Origin of the sequence: Belliella baltica DSM 15883, from assembly GCF_000265405.1 — a bacterium.
In the GTDB taxonomy this organism is placed as follows: domain Bacteria; phylum Bacteroidota; class Bacteroidia; order Cytophagales; family Cyclobacteriaceae; genus Belliella; species Belliella baltica.
Map to the genome: position 1 here is coordinate 1176665 of NC_018010.1, position 22069 is coordinate 1198733.

19 protein-coding genes and 1 pseudogene are annotated in these 22069 nt (G+C 37.3%); 11 read left to right on the forward strand and 9 right to left on the reverse strand.

Annotation, left to right across the window (positions count from 1 at the left end; all coding sequences use genetic code 11):
* Positions 1 to 86: 86 nt before the first annotated feature.
* From gldE to mutY, 3 genes are all read right to left on the reverse strand, one after another.
* Entirely contained in the window at positions 87 to 1436 is a 1350-nt protein-coding gene (gldE, locus tag BELBA_RS05475; RefSeq protein WP_014771750.1) for a gliding motility-associated protein GldE, read from the reverse strand.
* A gap of 155 nt (positions 1437 to 1591) precedes the next feature.
* Entirely contained in the window at positions 1592 to 2047 is a 456-nt protein-coding gene (locus BELBA_RS05480; RefSeq protein ID WP_014771751.1) for a single-stranded DNA-binding protein, read from the reverse strand.
* Between the two features lie 51 nt (positions 2048 to 2098).
* The gene (gene mutY, locus BELBA_RS05485; protein ID WP_014771752.1) at positions 2099 to 3172 is read right to left on the reverse strand and encodes an A/G-specific adenine glycosylase; all 1074 of its coding nucleotides are present in this window, start codon (positions 3170 to 3172) and stop codon (positions 2099 to 2101) included.
* 160 nt (positions 3173 to 3332) lie between these two features.
* Here mutY and BELBA_RS05490 point away from each other — a divergent pair, with 160 nt between their 5' ends.
* The 6 genes from BELBA_RS05490 (at position 3333) to BELBA_RS05515 (ending at position 10098) form a co-directional block, all read left to right on the forward strand.
* Positions 3333 to 3641, forward strand: a complete 309-nt coding sequence (locus BELBA_RS05490) for an HU family DNA-binding protein (RefSeq protein ID WP_014771753.1) — start codon at positions 3333 to 3335, stop codon at positions 3639 to 3641.
* A 22-nt stretch (positions 3642 to 3663) separates the two neighbouring features.
* The gene (locus BELBA_RS05495) at positions 3664 to 4482 is read left to right on the forward strand and encodes a tetratricopeptide repeat protein (RefSeq protein ID WP_014771754.1); all 819 of its coding nucleotides are present in this window, start codon (positions 3664 to 3666) and stop codon (positions 4480 to 4482) included.
* Positions 4483 to 4665: 183 nt separating this feature from the next.
* Positions 4666 to 6237 carry an Rne/Rng family ribonuclease gene (locus tag BELBA_RS05500; RefSeq protein ID WP_014771755.1) on the forward strand — a complete coding sequence of 524 codons (1572 nt, stop codon included), beginning with the start codon at positions 4666 to 4668 and terminating at the stop codon, positions 6235 to 6237.
* Between the two features lie 82 nt (positions 6238 to 6319).
* The gene (locus BELBA_RS05505; protein ID WP_014771756.1) at positions 6320 to 7867 is read left to right on the forward strand and encodes an IS1182 family transposase; all 1548 of its coding nucleotides are present in this window, start codon (positions 6320 to 6322) and stop codon (positions 7865 to 7867) included.
* An 813-nt stretch (positions 7868 to 8680) separates the two neighbouring features.
* Positions 8681 to 9316 (forward strand): hypothetical protein, encoded by a 636-nt coding sequence (locus tag BELBA_RS05510; RefSeq protein ID WP_211208403.1) that lies wholly within the window; start codon positions 8681 to 8683, stop codon positions 9314 to 9316.
* A 62-nt stretch (positions 9317 to 9378) separates the two neighbouring features.
* Positions 9379 to 10098, forward strand: a complete 720-nt coding sequence (locus BELBA_RS05515) for a DUF4221 family protein (protein WP_014771758.1) — start codon at positions 9379 to 9381, stop codon at positions 10096 to 10098.
* Here the strand turns inward: BELBA_RS05515 and BELBA_RS05520 are convergent.
* Both BELBA_RS05520 and BELBA_RS05525 read right to left on the reverse strand, forming a co-directional pair.
* Positions 10095 to 10565, reverse strand: coding sequence for a YehS family protein (locus tag BELBA_RS05520; RefSeq protein WP_014771759.1), 471 nt, complete (start codon positions 10563 to 10565; stop codon positions 10095 to 10097). The two genes, BELBA_RS05515 and BELBA_RS05520, sit on opposite strands and share 4 nt — an antisense overlap.
* Positions 10566 to 10722: 157 nt before the next feature.
* Positions 10723 to 11454, reverse strand: coding sequence for an SIMPL domain-containing protein (locus BELBA_RS05525; protein WP_014771760.1), 732 nt, complete (start codon positions 11452 to 11454; stop codon positions 10723 to 10725).
* A 134-nt stretch (positions 11455 to 11588) separates the two neighbouring features.
* On the opposite strand from BELBA_RS05525, the gene BELBA_RS05530 reads away from it, so the two are divergent.
* Positions 11589 to 12011, forward strand: coding sequence for a secondary thiamine-phosphate synthase enzyme YjbQ (locus BELBA_RS05530; protein WP_014771761.1), 423 nt, complete (start codon positions 11589 to 11591; stop codon positions 12009 to 12011).
* On the opposite strand, the gene BELBA_RS05535 is transcribed toward BELBA_RS05530, so the two are convergent.
* Entirely contained in the window at positions 12012 to 14417 is a 2406-nt protein-coding gene (locus BELBA_RS05535; protein ID WP_014771762.1) for an alpha-L-rhamnosidase-related protein, read from the reverse strand.
* Positions 14418 to 14710: 293 nt separating this feature from the next.
* On the opposite strand from BELBA_RS05535, the gene BELBA_RS05540 reads away from it, so the two are divergent.
* A complete protein-coding gene (locus BELBA_RS05540) occupies positions 14711 to 15667 on the forward strand; it encodes a Fic family protein (RefSeq protein WP_014771763.1) in 957 nt (318 codons plus the stop codon).
* A gap of 19 nt (positions 15668 to 15686) precedes the next feature.
* Here the strand turns inward: BELBA_RS05540 and BELBA_RS05545 are convergent, their stop codons facing one another.
* A complete protein-coding gene (locus tag BELBA_RS05545) occupies positions 15687 to 16268 on the reverse strand; it encodes a hypothetical protein (RefSeq protein WP_014771764.1) in 582 nt (193 codons plus the stop codon).
* Between the two features lie 125 nt (positions 16269 to 16393).
* On the opposite strand from BELBA_RS05545, the gene BELBA_RS05550 reads away from it, so the two are divergent.
* The 3 genes and pseudogenes from BELBA_RS05550 to BELBA_RS05555 all read left to right on the forward strand — a co-directional run bounded on the left by BELBA_RS05550 (position 16394) and on the right by BELBA_RS05555 (position 18894).
* Positions 16394 to 17812, forward strand: a complete 1419-nt coding sequence (locus BELBA_RS05550) for a DASH family cryptochrome (RefSeq protein WP_014771765.1) — start codon at positions 16394 to 16396, stop codon at positions 17810 to 17812.
* 600 nt (positions 17813 to 18412) lie between these two features.
* Positions 18413 to 18556, forward strand: a pseudogene (locus BELBA_RS20080) (type II toxin-antitoxin system HicA family toxin); the annotation flags it as partial.
* The gene (locus BELBA_RS05555; RefSeq protein ID WP_014771766.1) at positions 18553 to 18894 is read left to right on the forward strand and encodes a type II toxin-antitoxin system HicB family antitoxin; all 342 of its coding nucleotides are present in this window, start codon (positions 18553 to 18555) and stop codon (positions 18892 to 18894) included. The pseudogene BELBA_RS20080 and the gene BELBA_RS05555, both read left to right, overlap by 4 nt.
* A gap of 270 nt (positions 18895 to 19164) precedes the next feature.
* Here the strand turns inward: BELBA_RS05555 and BELBA_RS05565 are convergent, their stop codons facing one another.
* Positions 19165 to 19935 carry an alpha/beta fold hydrolase gene (locus BELBA_RS05565; RefSeq protein WP_014771768.1) on the reverse strand — a complete coding sequence of 257 codons (771 nt, stop codon included), beginning with the start codon at positions 19933 to 19935 and terminating at the stop codon, positions 19165 to 19167.
* A gap of 67 nt (positions 19936 to 20002) precedes the next feature.
* A complete protein-coding gene (gene dxs, locus BELBA_RS05570; protein ID WP_014771769.1) occupies positions 20003 to 21919 on the reverse strand; it encodes a 1-deoxy-D-xylulose-5-phosphate synthase in 1917 nt (638 codons plus the stop codon).
* Between the last annotated feature and the right edge of the window lie 150 nt (positions 21920 to 22069).

A 22069-nucleotide genomic window follows, 5' to 3' on the forward strand; every position in this document is an offset into this window, starting at 1 on the left:
GATTTCATATTGAAAATCAAATTTACTTTGTTTCGCAATAAGTCATTTTTGAAGAATATTCTATTATCACTTTTTTTTAGAAAATCTCAATCTTCATTAGAATTGAGATTTTTCTCTTCACCAGACATCAATTTTACTTTCACTTTTTTGATTTTTCTGGTATCCACTGCTAGGATGGTAAATTCAAAATCTTCAAAATTAATTTTGGTGCCATTTTTTGGCAGATTAGAATTGAGTTCGAGTAGTAAACCTCCCAAAGATTCACTTTCTCCTTTTACTTCGTCGAAAATCTGAATGTCAAGGTCGAGCTTCTTACAAAAATCATTCAGTGACACTTTCCCTTCAAAAATAAATGTTTGTGGATCGATCTCTTGAAAGTAGAATTCTTGCACATCATCAAATTCATCATTGATTTCACCGATGATCTCCTCAATCAGGTCTTCCAAAGTAATCAGTCCCGATGTTCCTCCATATTCATCAACTACGATCGCCATATGAACTCTCTTTCGTTGAAAATCTTTCAAAAGAGAATCCACTTTTTTATTTTCAGGCACGAAAAAACCTTTTCTAATCAAACTTTGCCATTCAAATTCCTCTCCTTTTTCGATATGTGGGAGCAAGTCCTTGATATAGAGAATTCCTTCTATGCTATCTATAGTTTCATTGTAAACAGGGATTCTGGAATATCCACTTTTATTGATTTTATCCATCAATTCATGGAAATCAGTCTCCAGATCAACTGCAGTAATTTCCATTCGAGAATGCATCACTTGCTTGACCGAAAGTGTACCGAAATTTACAATACCTTTAAGAATATCTTTTTCTTCTTCAGTAGTATCTTCAGAAGTTATTTCCAGAGCTTGATGAAGTTCATCGATTGATAGTGAATATGCTTTTTTCTCAATTTTTCTTTCAATTACATTGCTGATGCTCATTAAGAAAAGAGAAAGCGGCTTGAGAAGTACAGAAAAAAAGCTAATAATAGGCGCCATCATTAAGGAAAACTCCACTTTGGCCTTGGTGGCATAAACTTTTGGAACAATTTCTCCGAAGAATACAATTGCAAAAGTCACCCCGATTGTTTGAACCAATATTATGAGAATCCCTGTAGCATTCAGACCAAATACTGTCCAAGCCACAAATGTAGTCAAGGTGACTATTCCAATATTTATAAGATTGTTGAGAATAAGAACTGTGCTAAGCAGTCTCTGTGGATCTTCTATTAGTTGGATTACTTTTTCAGAATTCTTTTCTCCTTCAATATCGATATTCACGAGGTCTTCTGTTGTCAATGAAAAAAATGCAACCTCTGATCCAGAGATCAAACCTGAGGCGATGAGTAATAGGATAAAAATCAATCCATTAGTCAAAAGATAGCCAGCTGAAATCTCAGAAATTTCAGCTAGCAATAATATACTCGGATAGGGGTCGTCCATTAATTATAAAATTATTTCTGCAAAATTAACCAAATATGACAAACAACTCAATGATTTATCTCACAATACAATAAAGATGTAAATTATTTTTGCTGATGTCAATGATCTAATAGAATTTAAAACTGTTAAGGTTAAGATTCAGAATATTTGAAGTGTTAGAACGGCAAATCATCGTCTTCACCCGGCCCTTCTGAGACTGCTGGAGATGGCATAGATTGCGAACTATTACTAGTATTGTTAGCATAGTTTGAGTTTCCTCCACCGGTATTTGGACTGTCAGTTCTAGAGTCTAGCATAGTCATGTTGAGCACACGGATTTTAACTTTCTTACGGTTATTTCCTTGCTCATCTTGCCAGCTATCTGTTTTGATTTTTCCTTCTACATATACTTTACTTCCTTTTTTGAGATAACTTTCTGCAATTTTTGCTAGTCCATCCCAAAGCTCCAAATCATGCCACTCCGTATTGTCAACACGATTTCCTGATCTGTCCTTATAAGATTCTGTTGTCGCTAAACTTACATTGGCGACTACTTTGTCACCTTCCAAATGCTTTACTTCAGGGTCTTGACCCAAGTTACCTACTAAAATCACTTTATTTACTCCAGCCATAATTGATATTGTTTATATGTTTGACAAAAAGTTTACTTATAAATTTAAGGATTATTTTTCATCGTTCAAAAACTTCAATAATAACCTGGGTTTACCCACAGAATCGAGTTTATCTTGATGGATTAGCTCATAATTTGAATTTTTAGCCCAATCATGTAGATTTTTACGATGCTTTTCTTGAATAATCAATGTGACAAAGTTGGCAAAAATTCTTTGATGTGTCAGAATATGTTTGAAGATAGTTGCCGAATCAAAGTGTATTTCTGGGTCAAATTGTGTCAAGCTTTGGAAGATAGATGCTTCATTGAGTTCCAAAAGTGGCTTTTGTGCAACCTCATGTAATGGGAAGTCATAGAGTCCTTGCCAAATGTCTCCAGCACTGCGATAATTTACCACCACTTCTTCAGCACATTTAATATAAAAATAAGTAAAGTATCGCTTCCTAACCTTCACTTTATTGATTTTAACTGGAAGTTGAGCAGTGAGTTCATTTTTAAAGGCAAAACAAGAGCCTCTTAATGGGCAATCCTCGCATTTTGGATTTTTTGGAGCGCACTGTAAAGAGCCAAATTCCATAATAGCTTGATTGAAAGCTGCGGGTTTGTCATTTGGAATACATTCGTTGGCAATTATCTCAAACTCTTTTTTCCCTGAGTTACTAGCAATGTCAGTGCTGATCCCGAAATATCGAGCTAAAACCCGAAAGACATTCCCATCAACTACAGCTACGGGCTCGTTAAATGCAAAAGAAGCAATCGCGGCAGCTGTGTAGCTCCCAACTCCTTTGAGTTTTATCAGTGAATTATAGTTGTTTGGAAATTTTCCGTTGTGCTCTTCGACAATGTCTTTTGCACATTGATGGAGATTTCTTGCGCGGCTGTAATATCCCAATCCTTGCCAGAGTCTCATCACTTCATCCGAGGGAGCTTGAGCTAAATCTTCAACTTTCGGAAAATTTTCAAGAAATTTTTCAAAATAAGGGAGTCCTTGAGCGACTCTAGTTTGCTGAAGGATAACTTCTGACAACCAAATGATATATGGCTCTGAGGTGTTTCTCCAAGGCAAATCCCTCTTATTTTGTTCATACCACTCTAATATTGTTAAGGCAAAATGCTTGTTATTCAAAACGTTGAAATTTTTATGACTTATCTTTCGTTAAACAAATGAAGCTAATTTTATGCAATTTGTTTTTATATTGAAATGCTTCTTGTAAATTTGCAGTCCCAAAATTAGTTGGTTAATAGGTCGTTAAGCTTATTCGATAATAATTTAAATTAATACAACAGTGACTAAAGCAGAAGTAATTACCAAGATTTCGGACAAAACTGGAATCCAGAAGGACGATGTAACTCAGACCATTGAGGCGTTTTTCAAAGTTGTAAAAGATTCCATGGCAGAGGGAGACAACATTTATGTGAGAGGATTTGGCAGCTTCATTAATAAGAAGAGAGCTAAAAAAATCGCCCGAAATATCTCTAAGAATACTGCGATTGTAATCGATGAGCATTATGTACCGGCTTTCAAGCCATCCAAAGTGTTTATTGAAAAGATTAAAAGTAGCAAAAAAATTAAAGAATTAGCTCCTCAGGAATAGTCCTGAGGACTATTTTTCCTTTATGAAGAAATCCCAAACCATAGTCGTTATTATAGGAATTGTCGCTGTAGCAATTCTATTTTCACTTCCCCGTGTTATGGTAGATAATGAAGAGGGAGGGACACAAATCACCGATTCTGAGCAATCAGCCCCATCAATTTCCGAAGACTTGCATGATTCTCCTGTGGATGAGTCTATCCTCACAGAAATCAATGCGCTAAGGACAAAATTGAAATCGGAAGATAATAAGGAAAATTTTGCTAACTTCGCAGATTCTTTGGCTTCTTTGTATTTCCAGGCAAACAAATTTGACAGTGCTGCTTATTATTATGAACAAGCTGCTGAAAGAGTTTCCACATTGGAGAGAATAGAGAAAACAGGGAATGCTTATTACGAAGCATATATGTTCGCTTTGGACGAGCAAAAAGTAGCATACTTGGCTGAAAAGACAAGAACCTACTTAAACAATGTTTTGGAAAATGATCCGAAACGTCTGGATTTGAAAACTAAGGTTGCAATGACGTATGTGTCTTCTTCCAATCCAATGCAGGGAATAACCATGCTAAGGGAAATATTGGTAGAAGAACCTACTAATGAAGATGCACTATTCAATATGGGTGTGCTTTCTATGCAATCTGGGCAGTATATTAGAGCATCTGAAAGGTTTGAGGAATTGATAAAATTTCATCCAAATAATCTTCAGGGGCAATTTTATCTTGCTGTAAGTTATTTTGAATCTAAGCAAACTAATAAAGCAAAAAAGCAGTTCGAACAAGTGAAAGGCATGACAACAGATCCTATGATTTTGTCAAATGTTGAAAGCTATCTAGAAAGGCTGTAAATAATTATTCACATTTAAATCTTTAAAACTATGCCTTGCGGTAAAAAAAGAAAAAGACATAAGATCGCTACGCACAAGCGTAAGAAGAGACTTAGAAAAAACAGACATAAGAAGAAGTAATTAATTACTTCTTCTTTTTGAGTTTTTACAGTAAACGTTCATTCACATAAACAGAGACACGATTTGAGCACAGAATTAGTAATCGATTCTGCTCAAAGCGGTAGTCGTATCGCTCTTTTAAAAGAAAAAAGTCTGGTTGAGCTCCATTCCGATGGAGAAGACAATCAGTTTAAAGTTGGTGATATTTATCTTGGAACTGTTCGGAAAATCGTCAATGGGCTGAATGCAGCCTTTATTGATGTAGGTTATGAAAAAGATGCCTTCCTGCATTATCAGGATCTTGGACCGCAGATCAATAGCTTAAATAAGTTTTCGAAACTAGCCAAGAATGGTAATTACACCAGCTACAATTTAAAAGGGTTTGACCTAGAGCCTGACATAGAAAAACTTGGAAAGATTTCCAATGTTCTTCCTAAAAACAACCAAATTTTGGTTCAGGTTGTAAAAGAGCCGATCTCAACGAAAGGCCCTCGACTATCCTGTGAGCTCTCCATTGCCGGTCGATATTTGGTATTGGTTCCTTTTTCCAACACTGTCAACGTTTCTAAAAAGATACGAAGCGCAGAAGAAAGAAGAAGACTGGTCCGCTTGATCACTTCCATCAAACCAGCCAATTTTGGCGTGATTATCAGAACAGTAGCTGAAGGTCAGTCAGTCACAGAACTTGACAAAGATCTCAGAAACTTGGTAAGCACTTGGGAAGATGGTATGAAAAAGCTTCCAAAAGCAAAACCAAAAGACAAGGTAATCGGAGAAATGAGTATGGCCTCCTCTATCATTAGAGACCTACTCAACGAATCATTCGATGCAATCACAGTAGAGGATGAATTGATCTACGATCAGATCCGATCTTATATCAGATCGATCGCTCCTGAAAAGGAAAGAATAGTGAAGCTTTACAATGGTAAAGCAAAGCTCTTTGAAAGTTTTGGAATAGAAAAGCAAATCAAAAGCTTGTTTGGTCAAACAATTAGTCTTCCCCAAGGTGGGTATGTTATCATAGAACATACCGAAGCCCTACACGTCATCGACGTGAATAGTGGAAATAAATCCAATCAAGAAAGCGATCAGGAAACTACGGCATTGAAGACCAACCTGGCCGCTGCGAAAGAAATTGCTAGACAATTACGCCTCCGAGATATGGGAGGTATTATCGTCATTGACTTTATAGATATGAAAAAAGCCGACAATAAGAAGGCGATCTATGATGCAATGAAAGATGAGATGAAAGACGACAGGTCGAAAAACACGGTGCTTCCTTTGACCAAGTTTGGGTTGATGCAGATCACTAGACAGCGTGTAAGACCAGAAGTCAATATCATCACAAAAGAAACTTGCCCTTCTTGTAACGGAACAGGCAAGATCCAGGCTTCCATATTGGTGGCAGATAAACTGGAAAAAGACCTAGAGCATATGGCTACTATCCAAAATATTTCTAATATCCACATTGGATTACATCCTTACCTGCATGCCTTCTTTACGAATGGTATTATATCACAAAGGGTAAGATGGTTTTTCAAATACTTCAAGTGGGTAAAATTGATCAAAGATTCATCACTTCCAGTGACGGAGTACAGATTCCTGGACGATTCAGGAGAAGAAATAGAACTTAATGTAAAAGAGGCTGTCTCATAAGTCTCTTTTTAAAAAAATGAAAGGCTACCAAATTTCTCGGGTAGCCTTTTTCTTGTTTAACTCAAAATTGTTATTTTGAGGTGTGCAAAAACAAAACTCAAATATAGTCTTTAAAGACTATGATCACAACCAGTTGATGCTCCTTCCCCACAATTTGGGTGACCTTCTTCCATCAGAGCATCCCGTCCGTGTAGTCAGCACGGTCGTAGACAAGATAAACATCCAGCCGATCTTTTCGCAGTACAGCAATATGGGAGCGAGCAGTTACCATCCCCGTATGCTGTTGAAGGTACTAATATACGGTTATCTGGAAAACTGCTATTCCTCCCGTAAGCTTGAGAAAGCTGTCCGTGAAAATATCGGTTTCATGTGGCTCTCGGGCATGCAGCGACCCGACCATAATACCATCAACCGTTTCCGGGGGGAAAAGCTCCGTGAAGTGATCCGGGAGATTTTTTCGCAGGTAGTGCTCATGCTTTACGACGAAGGGCTTCTGGACATAAAAGACGTTTATACAGACGGGACTAAAATAGAGGCCAACGCCAACAGGTACACCTTTGTCTGGGGAAAGGCTGTCAAGAAGAGCAGGGAGAGGATTGCAAAGCAGCTTCAGGAGCTCTGGGATTACGCTGCCGAAACGGCAAAGGAAGAACTCGGACAGCCCGAAGAGAAGTTTGAGAATCCCAGTCCCCAAAAAGTACTTGAAACCGTTGAGAAGATCAACACGGCACTACAGGGCAAAGAAGTTGATCCCAAAGTGAGACAGAAGCTCAGGTATGCAGAGAAAAACTGGCCAGGAAAGCTTGCCGAATATGAACAGAAGGAGGAGACCTTACAGGAACGCAACAGCTATTCAAAAACTGATGAAGATGCCACTTTTATGCGGATGAAGGAAGATCACATGAAAAACGGGCAGCTTAAACCCGGCTATAACCTTCAGCTCAGTACCCACGGACACTTTGTGGTCAACTATACCCTGCACCAAAAACCCAACGATACCACCACACTTATCCCACATATGAATGCCTATCGGCAGATGTACGGAGCTTACCCCGAAACACTGACTGCCGATGCGGGGTACGGAAGCGAGGAAAATTATGCCGCCCTCGAGCAGAACGGTACATCAGCTTATGTAAAGTATAATTACTTCCATAAAGAACTCAGAGAAGAAAACAGGAAAAACAGGGAATACAGACTACTTGAAAACCTGTATTACGACAGCCAAAAGGACAGGTATATCTGCCCGATGGGACAGCCAATGGAAAGGAACGGTACCAGAACCAGGACAACAGCGACAGGATACAAACAAGAATACGCAAGATATACGGCATCAAAATGTGTGGGATGTCCTTTGGCTGCTTCCTGCAGGCCGGGAAAGGGAAACAAAACCATTGAAGTCAACAGGGCATTGGAACGGTATAAATCAGAAGCAAAACAAAAGCTGACCTCTCCCGAGGGAATCCAAAAAAGAAAGCAGCGGGCCACAGACGTCGAACCTGTATTCGGACACCTTAAGCAAAACAAGGGGATGAAGAGGTATGTGCTCAGGGGACTGGAAAAGGTGGAAATTGAAACAGGTCTTCATGCAATCGCCCACAACCTTTCCAGAAAGGCAGCAAAAGCAGCATAATTATCATTTTCGGGAAGATTTAAATCAAAAATATAAGAGAAACATCACCAAATCAGATAGAGTAATAAACCATGCTTTTTGACTAGAGTTCAAAAAATAAGAAGCCGATTTGTTGAAAATCGGCCTCTATTGCTAAATTAGGCTGTTTTTAAAATTTAAATTTATTCAAATTTACTTTTGAGACAGCCTCTTTTTTTGGTTTATAGCCTATGAATTCTTAGCTTTTACAAAGTATAAAAACTTTGATAGCGAAATACCTGTTTAATTTAACCGGATTTGACAATACAATTCAGTTGGGGATAAGCCAAATGGTGATGTCCGATAGCTTTGTTTTTTTGCGTATTATATATGATAACCAATCCTATTATATAGTGATTGATTTGGAAAACAATCGTCCCCTAACTCATTTAAGGCAATTATTTGACTGAGATTTGACCATAGAGAGCATTCCAAGGCAATTTGATGGGGATGTGTTTTACTCTATCCTAAGGAATGAGGATGAAACTGAGGAGAAAAATCCAATGATCGTATTATTTGGTTTGACATCCGCAGAAAACAAATGAAGAGTTCAATTTAACAAAAGGTAAGTCTGCTTGAAAATCTGCCCAACCAAAGCTCTAACTGCAAAGTACGCAAGGTCGCGAGAAGATTTTTAGATGGTCGTAGGAAACAAGTTTGACTCAATTTTTTTATTTTACCATAAAGTTTTTTGTTTAGATAGGAGTTTTTTTGCTTTTTCCTATTTATTAAATTGATTTTAGTTATATTACAATTATATATTTAGCCATATCTATTGATCTTATTTTCATAGTCATGACGAAACATTTCCTACTCTTATGTATTCTTTCAATAATATTATTTTCCTGTGATAAACGAAAAAACAGAAAGCAGGAAGAAATCATCATTAAAGACATCCAGGTTTCAATGGAAAAGCTGGATAGTATTCAGATTGAGTATTTGGGGACCCCTAGTGTTCATGATATAGACCCGAAGATATATGTATTTGAGAATACGCCCTCTTTTGATCTGATTGAAGAGATCCCTTTAAATATTCCAAGTTATAACTTCTTCGAAGGTGAAAGATCTTATAATCCCAACACTTTGATGTATTTGTTTTCTAGTGGAACAATACAAACACTTACATGGGTAGACGGGTATTACTTAGTCGGATATTTCCCAGGCTATGATAAACAAGACCTTGCTATATACTCCGAAAACAAGAGTCCTGAAGAATCTCGAGAGTTTGGAGAGAGGATGCGCAAAAAGTACTTAGATCGTGTTGCTATTTTTGATTCTCTTGGCAACTTAGTGAGTGACTTTGCCCCATCAACCTTTGATCCTCGTAGCATCATTCTTCGTGACGGTCAGCTTTGGGCGATGGAAAAACCTGATCCAGATGTTGAGAAGGATTATTTTAGAGTTTTTAGGCTTGAACTTAAAGCTAATTAACTAAAGATAAGTTTTATGACCTCGCTGAAATATTTATCTTTAATTTTTTCTAACTAAAATTTATGAAACACACCAAAACTCTTTCACTTCTACTTTTAATTATCCTTTACTCTTGCGGGCAAAAAGGTACTGATGATTTGCAACAGACCTTTTCCTACCAATTGGATACAGTTCTGATTAACTCCAAAGGAAAAAACCTAGATCTAACTAGGAACATTACCAATTCGGATTTAAACGTAGAAGAAAGTACTATCTACTTGTTCAATAGTTTTGATCACTCAATTGATGAAATCAATCTGGAAAAACTGGAGTACGTAAGAAGTATTCCTTTTGAAAAGGAAGGACCAAATGGTACAAGCCATATCAATTATATCTATGCCCTGGCAGATGATTTGTTTTTTATTAAAGGATCTGTCAAATCTGGAGTTTTCGATAAAAAAGGGATAGTATCGGTTGATATTTTACAAAATACTTATCAGGGATTTTTAGAGCAAGTAAAGTTCAGTCCTCCAGTCTGGGATAAAGTAAATAAGAGGTACCTGCGCTTATCTGCCCAGAGAGTCTATACTGATATTAAGTCTGAGAACTCATTTCTTCACCAAATTAAAGAGACTAAAGTATTTCTGACGGTTTTTGATGAAGATTTTAACCTAATCAGTGAAGGGGAAGTTCCTGAGTTCAACTCAGAAAGCGTGAAGTACTTTGCTAAGGATGGTAAGCTTTGGTATTTTACTAATGTGGATGATGAATTGGGGTTTGTTATACTTAGCTTGGAAAATTAACTCCCTCCAGCAGGTCTATATTTCTCCTGCAAACCTCTCAAAAAATTCCTTAAAACTTGATCCTTGCAAGGTCTGTATTGGCTTTGTTCTGGTTTTCGAAATAGAGCGCTGAGTTCATGCTTGCCAAACCTAAATCCGATCAAGTCCAAAGTGTCCAGAATATCTTCATCTTTCATATTCATGGCAATTTTCAATTTTCTGAAAATCGTGTTGTTGTTTAAGCTTTTTTCAGGCAGAGGTTGTTCACCCTCTTTCTTACCTCTGTTCTTGATTATCAAGCCATTTAAAAATGCAGCTAAATCTTTGTCATAAATGGGCTTACTTTCAGGATCATCATCTTTTTTCAGCCAGTCGCTCACCTCTGTTCTGCTGATTTCTAATGTTCCTAACCCAAAGATTGAAATCATTTCGTCATCAGAGAAGTCAAAAGTATAGCGCAAGCTTCGGAGTATATCGTTGTTGGTCATGTTTGTTTTTGATTTTGGTATTTTACTACAAAAGAACACAATATTTTTCTCATGGAATAATTGGTGAACTTCGTGATAACCTTTGTGCTCCTTGTGGTTAATTCTTCAAAGTGTTTTTTAACCACCAAGAACACTAAGGCACAAGGGTTTTTAAGACTTACTTTACCCGGTAACTCAATCGCATCGTGATTGAAGCAGTTTTTTCTTTTGAACTTGTATTGAAAGTTCCGCCCCAAGAGTAGTCTTCAGAGGAATTTTGTCCTGTGATTTGAAATATTCCCATATTGGCAGAGATCAATTTTCCTAATTTGGAGCCTGAGTTTTCGGCAATACGTTCTGCCCTGAGACGAGCATCTTCCGTTGCTTTGGAGATCATTTCTATTTTGAGGCTCTCTAGTTTTGTGTAATAATAGCGTGGAGCCTGAGAATAGAATTTGACACCCTGTAGCAGCAGTTCGGTGATTTCCCTGGAAATTTGCTCTACTTTATCCACATCATTGGATTCAATTTGAATGGATTGGTTCAACTGATATCCCAAAAATGTCTGACCCATGTAGTTGCCATTGTTGTTGTAATTTTGCTGGTATTGAGGATTTGTGTTTACAGCTTTGAAAATGATTTGTTCTTTTGGAATTCCTTTTCCAATCAAATAATCAGTGACTGCTTTTCGATCTTTTTCCAAATCAGCATAAGCATCTTTGATTTCGAAACTTTCTCTACTGAAGTTTCCCTCCCATACGACCAAATCAGATGAGAAATTTTGTTCTCCCAGTCCAGTCACATCCACTGTACCAGACTTTTTGTTCCTATTGACAATAGAATTGCCCAAGATTGCGGCTGAAATGACAATTGCTAAAGCAAAAATAGCGGCTGTGAGGTGCTTTTTCATTTTTTGATGTTTTTCAAATTTATAGATAAAATACGGATTTAAGTACGAGTCGTAGCTTTGCTTTTTCTTTTTCTTTTATAATTTTCAAAATATATTCTTCAATTGAATCAAAATTTATAACATAAGTAGCTACAATGAAATTGTTTCAAAACGAAATTCAGTTAAAAAGTTTTCCAAGGGGATATCATTTGATTACTGAGATTGTGGAAAATAAGATTCCAGAAATCAGTCAGATTCAAACAGGAATGCTTCAGATATTTATCAAACATACTTCAGCAGGACTGACGATCAATGAGAATGCTGACCCGACTGTCAGAAAAGATTTTGAAACCTTTGTTAATGAGCTTGTTCCAGAAACTTATCCACGATTTATCCACACTTATGAAGGCTCAGATGATATGCCTGCGCACTTGAAAAGCAGTATTTTAGGAAATAGTCTGCAAATACCGATAACTGGTGGAAAACTCAACCTTGGAACTTGGCAGGGAATTTACCTATGTGAATTCAGAGACCATGGAGGGCCTAGGAAACTGGTTTTGACTGCTTTTGGAGTGTGATTATAATTCTAGGGTGTAAATAATCGATTTTCCTTTACTTGAATAGGTACCCTTTTCTACAGAATCAAATTTAGTATTATCTATTTTTAATGATTTTATTTTGTAAAATAAAGGATCAAGGTGTATTTCCCAGTCGCTATTTTCTTGTGTGACTTCTATCTTAATTTCATTTCCCTCCTTTTTGAATTTCATAGAAATACTGTTGTCGGATATGATCACATTTTCGATCTTGGCTTCATTCCAAGCACTTGGCATTTGAGGTTTGATGTGGATAACTTTCTTTTCCACATCAGGTTTGATCCCGAAAAACTGTGTTACGATTGGTACGGCATAGCTATACAAATTCCATGCTTGTGCCATCATTCCATAGTCAGGTGAGACTTCGTAGATCGAGCCTGGTAAGGCAAAGCCAAAGGAGCGGGTCATCCGCTTCAAATAGTCTAAGGCCTGATCGGGTCTTCCGTAATTGTTCTCAGCGATACCTTGTACACCCGTTGGCAAAGTCATCACTGCGCCTGTATAAGAGAAAACCTTGCTGCCTTCAAACTTCCCATCCTCAGATTCAGAAACCTCGTCTCTATCTATTCCTGTGACAAATACGCCAAAAGGATTCACAAACTTGCTCCCTTTATCTAAAGCTTTGATGGCTTTTTCTTCTTCAGCAATTCCCATTTCCATAGGTGTGTTGACAACCCAGTTGTGAAAAAGGACGAAGCCTTGCTTTTTATTTCTAGGGTATGTGGATAACTTCCTTTTAGTTGCTCTTAATTCTTCGACAGCCCAAGGTTTATTTAAGGTATCAGCTCTTACAATTGCAGCATCGATCAATTTCATAGCTTCGGCTGTAGTTCCAATAAAATCGGCATACGAACTGAATTCTTCAACCCAAAATTCTTCGTTTATTTTCCTTTTTAGCTGGTCAGCTGTTTGTTGATAACTTTCGGATTGTTCTGCATCACCTATCACTTTAGCCATTTTTGCTGCATCAGCAAATGCTTTTTGAGTGTAAACAGCCACATCTATCATCTCGGATTCTAATCCGTGAATTTCCATCATGCCATAACCATCAGGAAAGAGATTTCCATCTTTGTCCTTTTCTTCCATCAGCCATTTTAGACCTTTCTTGATAAAGGGATAATATTTTTCTAAAAACTCTTTATCTCCAGTCCATTGATAGACCCACCATATCAGAGAGGCAAACTGTGGCGTTTCATTGATGTTTCCTGGATTGAAAATCACACCATTTGTACTGACTTCATGGATAACCTGACCATTGCCGTTAGATTCAGAGAGTTTGTGGATAAGTTCAATAGTGCGATATACCAAATCCTTTCTTCCTGTAGCTATAGCCCCTTTTAATGTGTATTCATTGTCCACACCAAACCACCAAGGATAATCCGGCATCCCCGCGCCAAGCCCTCGACCTACTTCAGGCACATCTCTCACCAGCCACTCGGTGTTATATTTCACCCATTCAAAAGCTTCCTGCAATTCCTTATCGGGAATAGTTAACTTTGACATGGAAGCGATTCTTCCATAATGCTTGATTTTGTCCTTCAAGTAAGTTTCATAGTGTTGCGCCAAAAGATCATAGGTTTTTTCAACATTTTGCTGAGAAGTATAAGAACCCGCTATGAAAACCTTGACTGTCTTTTCTTCTTTCGATTTTAAGGATATTTTGTATTGTAGATTGGCAGAAGTTCCTTTTCCCTGTGATGTGTAGTTACAGTTTGGATCAGCCGCTTCTGATTGTATTGCTATTTCATTTGAACCAAAAAGTACGTACCATTCATTGGATTGATCTTTTCCCCGCCAAGCTTGCCTAATTTCATCAAAAACTAAGTTATCCACATCATCAATCATCCCCACTCTTTCACCTAGCCATGCCGGCATCAAATCAGTATAGCCCGAAAAATTAAAATCAAAAGTCTGCTTTTGATCACTCTTATTGGTAAAAGTGTATTCTATGATGACACCTTCTATCGCATCAGGAACAAATTGAAACCTTGAGATTTCTAAATCTGGGATGGTTGATTCAAAGACATGCTTGTTTCCAAATGGGAAATTAACAAACTGATCAGCGCGATCTAGACAATAAGAACTTCCGTCTATTTGGACCGAGTTTGTAAATCCATCCATCAATTTGATAGGATGATTCCAAATCCCCCCCATTTCACCTTCGACATGCCATCCTAAATCCGGGAAAGTTCCATTTTGATGCCCTACCATATAGACACGATCACCTGCTGCAACAAAAGGAGAGTTGAGATATTCTTTTTTTCCAATCAACTGAGGACTATCAGCGATAAGATTTTGTAAATTAGTTTGGGGAGGTTCAGATTTGCATCCAAAAACAAGAAAGGCTAAAAAAACAAAGTAGAGGTGATCTAGGGTGAATTTATTCATAGCAAAAGGTATAAGACTTGATAATAAATGTAAGTCTTATACCTTAATTATCATACTTTATAACTCCACCTTTACAGCTCGATAACAAGATTTTTGTGGTTGAATTTATGAATGGCAAATTGATTGAGCTTATTATGCTTGCTGTTTTTTGGATTTTTTTCCAATATAATGCATGTTTTTTATTTCTCAGGAAGATACATTTCATGGTATTTAACTTTGGTAATAGGTGTAAATATCGGATAAAGTAAAAATAGACCTTACCGATTTTAAAATAAAAATTGTACCTTTGAAGCATGAAATATGATTTTAATATAGGGCAGTTGAGCGAAAATACCTTGCAATTGATGCAATCTGTGCATAATAAAAAGCAAAGATTGGATATGTTTCGTCCTATTCCTCACGCTTTGCTGGCCAATATTAGAGAAAACCTGAATATAGAATGGACTTATAATTCCAATCATATTGAAGGGAATACACTCACCTTGCAAGAGACCCGAATGGTGCTTGAAGATGGGATTACCGTGGGTGGTAAATCTTTGAACGAGCATCTTGAGATTGTAAACCACAGAGAGGCCATAAACTATGTAGAGTCTTTGGTATCATCAGATTATAAACTTACTGAAAGAGATGTTTTGGATGTGCACGAATTGGTGCTCAATAAAATCCAAAAGGACTTTGCTGGAAGATTTCGTACGGCTGGTGTTCGTATTGGAGGGGCTAATTTTATACCTCCCAATGCGCTAAAAGTGCCCGATTTGATTACCGAATTGATTGACTGGGAGAATACTTGTACGATGGATATTCTTGAAAAAGTCGCCTTATTTCACCATCGATTTGTGTGGGTTCATCCTTTTTTTGATGGCAATGGCCGCACGGTTCGCTTGATAATGAATTTACTGCTAATGAAAGAAGGTTTTCCTCCTGCGGTGATATTAGGTGTAGATAGAAAGCGCTATTACCAAGCTTTGAATCTGGCCAATACAGGTAATTTTGATAAGCTGACGTTTCTGATTGTGCAAGCTATTGACAGATCTCTTACCATTTATTTAAACAGTTTGGAAGATACTACCGGTGATTTTGACGCTATTTCCAATATTGTCAAAGAGCCTGATGTGCCTTATGGTCAGGAGTACATTAGCTTGTTAGCACGTCAAGGAAAAATAGAAGCCTATAAAGAGGGTCGAGTATGGTACACCTCCAAAAAATCTGTTGAAAATTATCTAAAAGGAAAAAAAGGGAAGAAATCTTAAATCTTCCCTTTTTTTATAATTAATCTTCCCAACCCCAAGGAGTAGGAGGTGTTTCTACTTCTTTGGTCAGATCAAATTTAACTATGATGGGAGAATTGTTATTGATTCTTCGAAGATTATAAGTAAAAGAAGTGTCATCCAAAGTTATCCACCAAACATTAGTAGCTGCATAAGGAATCAAATCTGTAGTTTCCTGATCTGCTGGGAAAAATTGAACTTTAGCCATTCCCGTGTTGCTGCTCAATCCTCCATACTGAGTTACTCTGTCTTCAGTTCCATCTTCATGCCTATGGTCATGCTTGAGTTTGATCAAGTTTCCTTCTTCCATTGTCAATACCCAAGTTCGAGAGTGGTCGTCACCAACGTGAAACGGAACAGTGATCTTCCCATCTTCGCATGTTCTCACGTGCATGACAAGTTTTTTGCCATAGAATTGGTCATTTTCTGATGCATTTAGCATCTCGCCTTCAAATGATTTGCCACAATGCTTGGATAGATTTTCCCAGAAAGTCAATGATCCAGGGCCTTCTGGTGCTGAAGTCCTTTGAGCCTGAACTTGTAGGCTGATGAGTATTGAAATTAGGATAAGAAGCTTTTTCATGTTTTTAAATTTTGCACAATTGATTTGTGTGATTTCTTTTAAGACAATTATTTACAGTGATACAATAAGGCTAAAATTCTCGGAAATGCCCAAACACTTTATATAAACAGGCTGTTATTTATTTAATGAAGTACAAGCGTTTATTAGTTTGGTTTAGAAATGACTTAAGGCTGCATGATCATGCAGCCTTATTTTCCGCATTAGAAAAATCGGAAGAGATTATCCCTGTTTATTGTTTTGATCCTAGGATGTTTAAAGAAACCAATCTAGGGTTTAGGAAAACTGGAAATCATAGAGCTAAATTTTTACTGCAAGCAGTTGAAAACTTGAAGAACAACCTTCAGAAGGTGGGCTCGAACTTATTGATATTGCATGGTTATCCTGAGGATTTAATTCCACAAAAGGCAAAAGAGCTTGGTGTGCAAGCCATATATTTTTCAGAGGAAGTAACATCTGAAGAAAAACAGGTTGAAAACGCATTAGAAAATGCAGCTTATAAACTTGGAATAGAAACAGCGTCTTTTTGGCAAATCACTTTATTTAACTTAGAGGATTTACCATTTCCCGTAAATCAAACTCCTGAAATTTTTACACAATTCAGAAAAGAATGTGAGAAATTCTCAAAAGTAAGAAAGACCTTCCCAGCACCAAAAAATATAAAATCACCAACAATAGAATGGGGAGATTTTCCTATTCTTTCAAAATATGGTTTGGAGAACCCTGCCATTTCATCTCAAGCTGTGATGGTGTTCGAAGGTGGAGAGGATGAAGGAATCAGGCGACTCCAAACTTACTTTTGGAAAAATGACTGCTTAAAAACGTATAAAGAAACTAGAAATGGTCTTTTAGGCGCTGATTACAGCAGTAAATTTTCTCCCTGGTTGGCTTTAGGATGTCTATCGCCTAGATATATTTTTGAAGAAGTTAAAAGGTACGAAAAGGAAAGAAAGAAAAATCAGTCTACTTATTGGTTGATTTTTGAGTTGATTTGGAGAGATTATTTCAGGTTTATTGCTAAGAAGCACGGGAACAAAATATTCCAAGTATCCGGTATCAAAAACACTGTGGATAACTGGAACAGAAGTGAAAAGCTTTTTCAAAAGTGGACTGATGGCAAAACAGGAATTCCATTCATTGACGCGAACATGAGAGAGCTGTACTCCTCAGGTTTTATGTCAAACAGAGGAAGACAGATCGTAGCTTCTTTTTTAGTCAATGATCTTAACATTGATTGGAGATGGGGGGCAGCGTATTTTGAGAGTCAATTGATAGATTATGATGTTTGCTCCAATTGGGGAAATTGGATGTATGTTGCTGGAGTTGGCAATGATCCAAGAGAGAACAGGTATTTCAACATCCTTAAGCAAGCGCACAATTACGATAGAAAAGGAGAGTATATTCGACATTGGATACCAGAACTTGATCCGATTCAGGGATTTGACATCCATCAACCTTTCGAGTTATCCACAAAACAGTTGAAGGAATCAGGCATTTCCCTTGGGGGAACTTATCCACATCCCATTGTCAATATACCCAAGTTTTAATTTTATTAAACCGCGAAAAAAGCTGAGGAACTCAATGGAAAGTTGATTCTGATTAAGCGTAGGTTGAAACTACGCTAAAATATCTTTATGATTTAATAGTATTAACGTCAGGGTCTTTCTTATACATAAATTGTTGAATAATTTTGAACAATATTCGACTCCTTCTGATTCGTGGGAAAAGTGTTGTAAATCATATTTTCTCCCCCGGTTTCACCGGAGACTAATAAAATTTTAACCCCTTTCAGGGTTTTTGATTTGGTTGAAATTGTGTTCATCAATGGTAAATTCTCTTCTGTTTATAACTGTTTACCTCTGCGGCTAATTGTTTTTTGGCGCAACGATACGCAATGGAATATAAAAAAAGAAGAATCCCATTAGGCATAGTTTGCAACTAGCCTTAATATTTTTATTGATTTATTTATCCAAAGTTAGTATAATCTTCTTGTTAAAAATCTTGCATTTCAGTTTGTAAAATGCAACTATATTTGGTTACTTTGAGTTATGTCAAAAAAAGCTAAGCTTCTAAGTAGGTTTTTGAACATGCCATCAGACTTCCATTACGATGAGCTTGTCAAGCTTCTTTGATATTTTGGTTTTGAAGAGATTAAAGTTGGTAAGACATCTGGGTCTAGAGTTAGATTTCAAGATGAACATGGCACACCAATTATGTTACACAAACCTCATCCAAACGGGATTATGAAGCTGTATCAACTTAAACAAATTAAGGAATTATTAAAACTATGAAACACTTAAATCATAAAGGATATACAGGAAGTATCGAATACAGTCCTGAGGATAGTATGCTATATGGAAAAGTAATCGGTATTCAGGGACTTATTTCATATGAAGGAGAGACTGGAAAGCTTCTAGAAGAAGATTTTAAGTTGGCTGTAGAGAGCTATTTATCAGATTGTAAACAAAATGGGATTTCTCCTGAGAAACCATTTAAGGGTAGTTTTAATGTAAGAATTTCTTCAACCTTACACCAAAAAGCTGCACTCTTGGCTATGGAGGCAAAAACATCTTTGAATAATATAGTAGCTGAGGCTATTAGATTACATATTGAGAAAGAGGCGGTGTGATTAAGATGAATTTAAACTTCATTCATTTTTTATTCAAATGAAATTTTCTATTGGGTCTGTAGAATGTAAAATAATCAGTGATTATCATAAAAATTGCAAAAAATATTGATCCGTAAATCTCTTTAGGTTGAGATATATTATCAAAGTTAAACCGGATCATAAGTAAATAATGAATAATACCAGCGATCAGATAAAGGGGAAGGCTAATCTTAAAAAGATAGTTTTTGTAGTTTGGGAATTTTTCTAACCAATTTTTCTTTTTCATTGCCTTTATATTTGAGTTGAACCTTTCTCCAAAAAAGCCAGAACATATATCAAACTCGGCTTTTTCGCTTCAAACATCCCCATGTGACCAACTCCTTCTAATTCATGGTAGGCAGTAGCGAAAGGTTCATGTTCTTTGCTTGCCTCTATTTTTATAGCAGGATCTAAGGTGCCGGCGATCATCAGTTTTGCGCCTCCAAAAGTTTTCCACACTTCAAATCTGTCTTTTCGGTCTCGCATGGCTTGGATGTATGCGATGACAGTTTTCTTAGCTGTCTTTTTTCCATATTGAATCAAGGTTGCGATTTCTTCCACCAATCGTTCTTGATGCTGAGCGGAGAAGAGAGGGGGTACAAAAGAGTCTATGAACTTTTCCACACCATGTTTTTTGATAAATGTGATGGTTTTATTCCGGGTATGCTTTTTTTCTTGGTCATCAGCAAACGCTGTGGAATGAAACAATCCTATGCCATCAATTTCCGAACCCATCAACTCCGCCATGGCTAAAGCAACGTATCCACCAAGTGAATGGCCTATGATGATAGGTTTTTGGATTTCTTGTTCTTCCATCCAATCATGAAGGGTAACTGCTACTTCTTCAAGGTTCAATTGTGAAACTTTTAATGATGACTCACCAAAACCGGGCAAATCAAGACAATAGACTTTGTGGCTTTTTGAAAGTTGTTCTGAAAAAATTTTCCACATTTCCTTCGTTTCACAAAATCCATGAAGTAAGATGATTGGCTTTCCAGCGCCTTGTTTGGTAAAAGAGATCATAATGTAAAAATAAAAAAAGCCTTGCTGAATCACAGCAAGGCTTCTACTAAAATATCTTCGTCTAAAATTATCTTCTAACCTGAACTTCAACCAGCTCCCTTACGGCATCTGCAATTCCTTCTGGATCAAAGCCACATTCTCTGTGAAGCTCAATTTGCTCACCGTGTTCTACGATGGTATCAGGAATACCTAGTCTCTTAACCTGAGAAGTGTAACCATGGTCTGTCATCCATTCCACAACTGCAGAACCAAATCCTCCCATTAAAGCACCATCTTCGACAGTAATTACTTTCTTGAATTTCCCAAAAACTTCATGAAGCAAGTCTGCATCCAGTGGCTTCACAAATCGCATATCATAATGCGCTGGATTTATACCTTCTTCTGCAAGTTTCTCTGTTGCTTCTACGGCATAATTTCCAATATGTCCTAAAGTCAAAATCGCTACTTCTTCTCCTTCTTTGATGATTCTTCCTTGTCCAATTGGAATTTCTCGCATTGGTGTTCTCCATTCCGGCATCACGCCTTGACCTCTTGGGTATCGAATAGAGAAAGGACCCTCGTATTGCGTAGCGGTATACATTAGGTTTCTCAACTCTTCTTCATTCATCGGAGCTGTGACGACCATATTTGGAACACATCTGAAAAAAGCAATGTCATACGCACCATGGTGTGTCGGGCCATCCGCTCCAGCAAATCCCGCTCTGTCTAAACAGAATACAACTTGCAAATTTTGTAAAGCTACATCATGCACAACTTGATCATAAGCTCGCTGCATGAAGGAACTATAAATATTACAGAATGGGATCATACCCTGAGTTGCTAAGCCAGCAGAAAAAGTCACGGCATGTTGCTCAGCGATTCCTACATCAAATGCTCTGTCAGGCATTTCTTTCATCATGATGTTGAGAGAAGAACCTGAGGGCATCGCTGGGGTGATTCCCATAATTTTATCATTTTCCTTAGCCAATTCTACCAAAGTATGCCCAAAGACATCTTGGTATTTTGGTGCTTGGGGAGCAGTAGGAGTTTTTTTATAAATCTCACCTGTTACTTTATCAAACAATCCCGGTGCATGCCAAGTGGTTTTGTTTCCATTTTCGGCAGGTGCATAACCTTTTCCTTTTACTGTGACACAGTGAAGGATTTTTGGTCCAGGAATATCTCTCAAGTCAGAGAGCACTTCTACCAAATGATTGACATCATGACCATCGACAGGACCAAAATATCTGAGATTTAAGGATTCAAATAAATTACTTTGTTTTAAGACAGTGGACTTGATCGCGCCTTCTACTTTGGAGATCACTTCCTGAGCAGAAGTACCAAACTTGCTGAATTTTCCAAGCAAATTCCAAACTTCGTCTTTGACTTTATTGTAAGTATGTGAAGTGGTAATGTCTGTCAAATAATCTTTCAGTGCACCCACATTTGGGTCGATAGACATGCAATTATCATTAAGGATAATGATCAAATTGGTATCTGATACACCTGCATGGTTCATAGCTTCAAAAGCCATCCCACCAGTCATCGAACCATCACCAATCACAGCAACGTGTTGCTTCAATTTATCACCCTTATATTTTGATGCCATGGCCATGCCAAGAGCAGCAGAAATAGAGGTGCTCGAATGACCTACCCCAAAAGTATCGTATTCGCTTTCTTTTCTTTTTGGAAAACCAGATAAACCCCCATAAATCCGGTTTGTATGAAATTGATTTTTTCGCCCAGTTAAAATTTTATGCCCGTAGGCTTGATGACCTACATCCCATACCAATTGGTCTTCAGGTGTGTTGAGCACATAATGAAGTGCTACTGTCAATTCTACAACACCCAAACTTGCGCCAAAATGACCTCCATAGATTGATACATTATCTATTATGTATTGGCGAAGTTCATCGCTGATTTGGATAAGCTGATCTTTAGAAAACTTCTTGAGATCAGCTGGGGAGTCGATTTGAGCGAGTAATTTACCTGGGGTAATTATCATTATGAATATTTTGTTTTTTAAAAATAATTAACTCTGTTGATTGGCTATTGTTTTGAACAAGTCAAGATTCAAGCCAAAGCAAATCCACAAATAAGCTTTTATCTTAACAGGCGTTTAATTTAGCATTAATTTAGATATCTTTGAATGCTA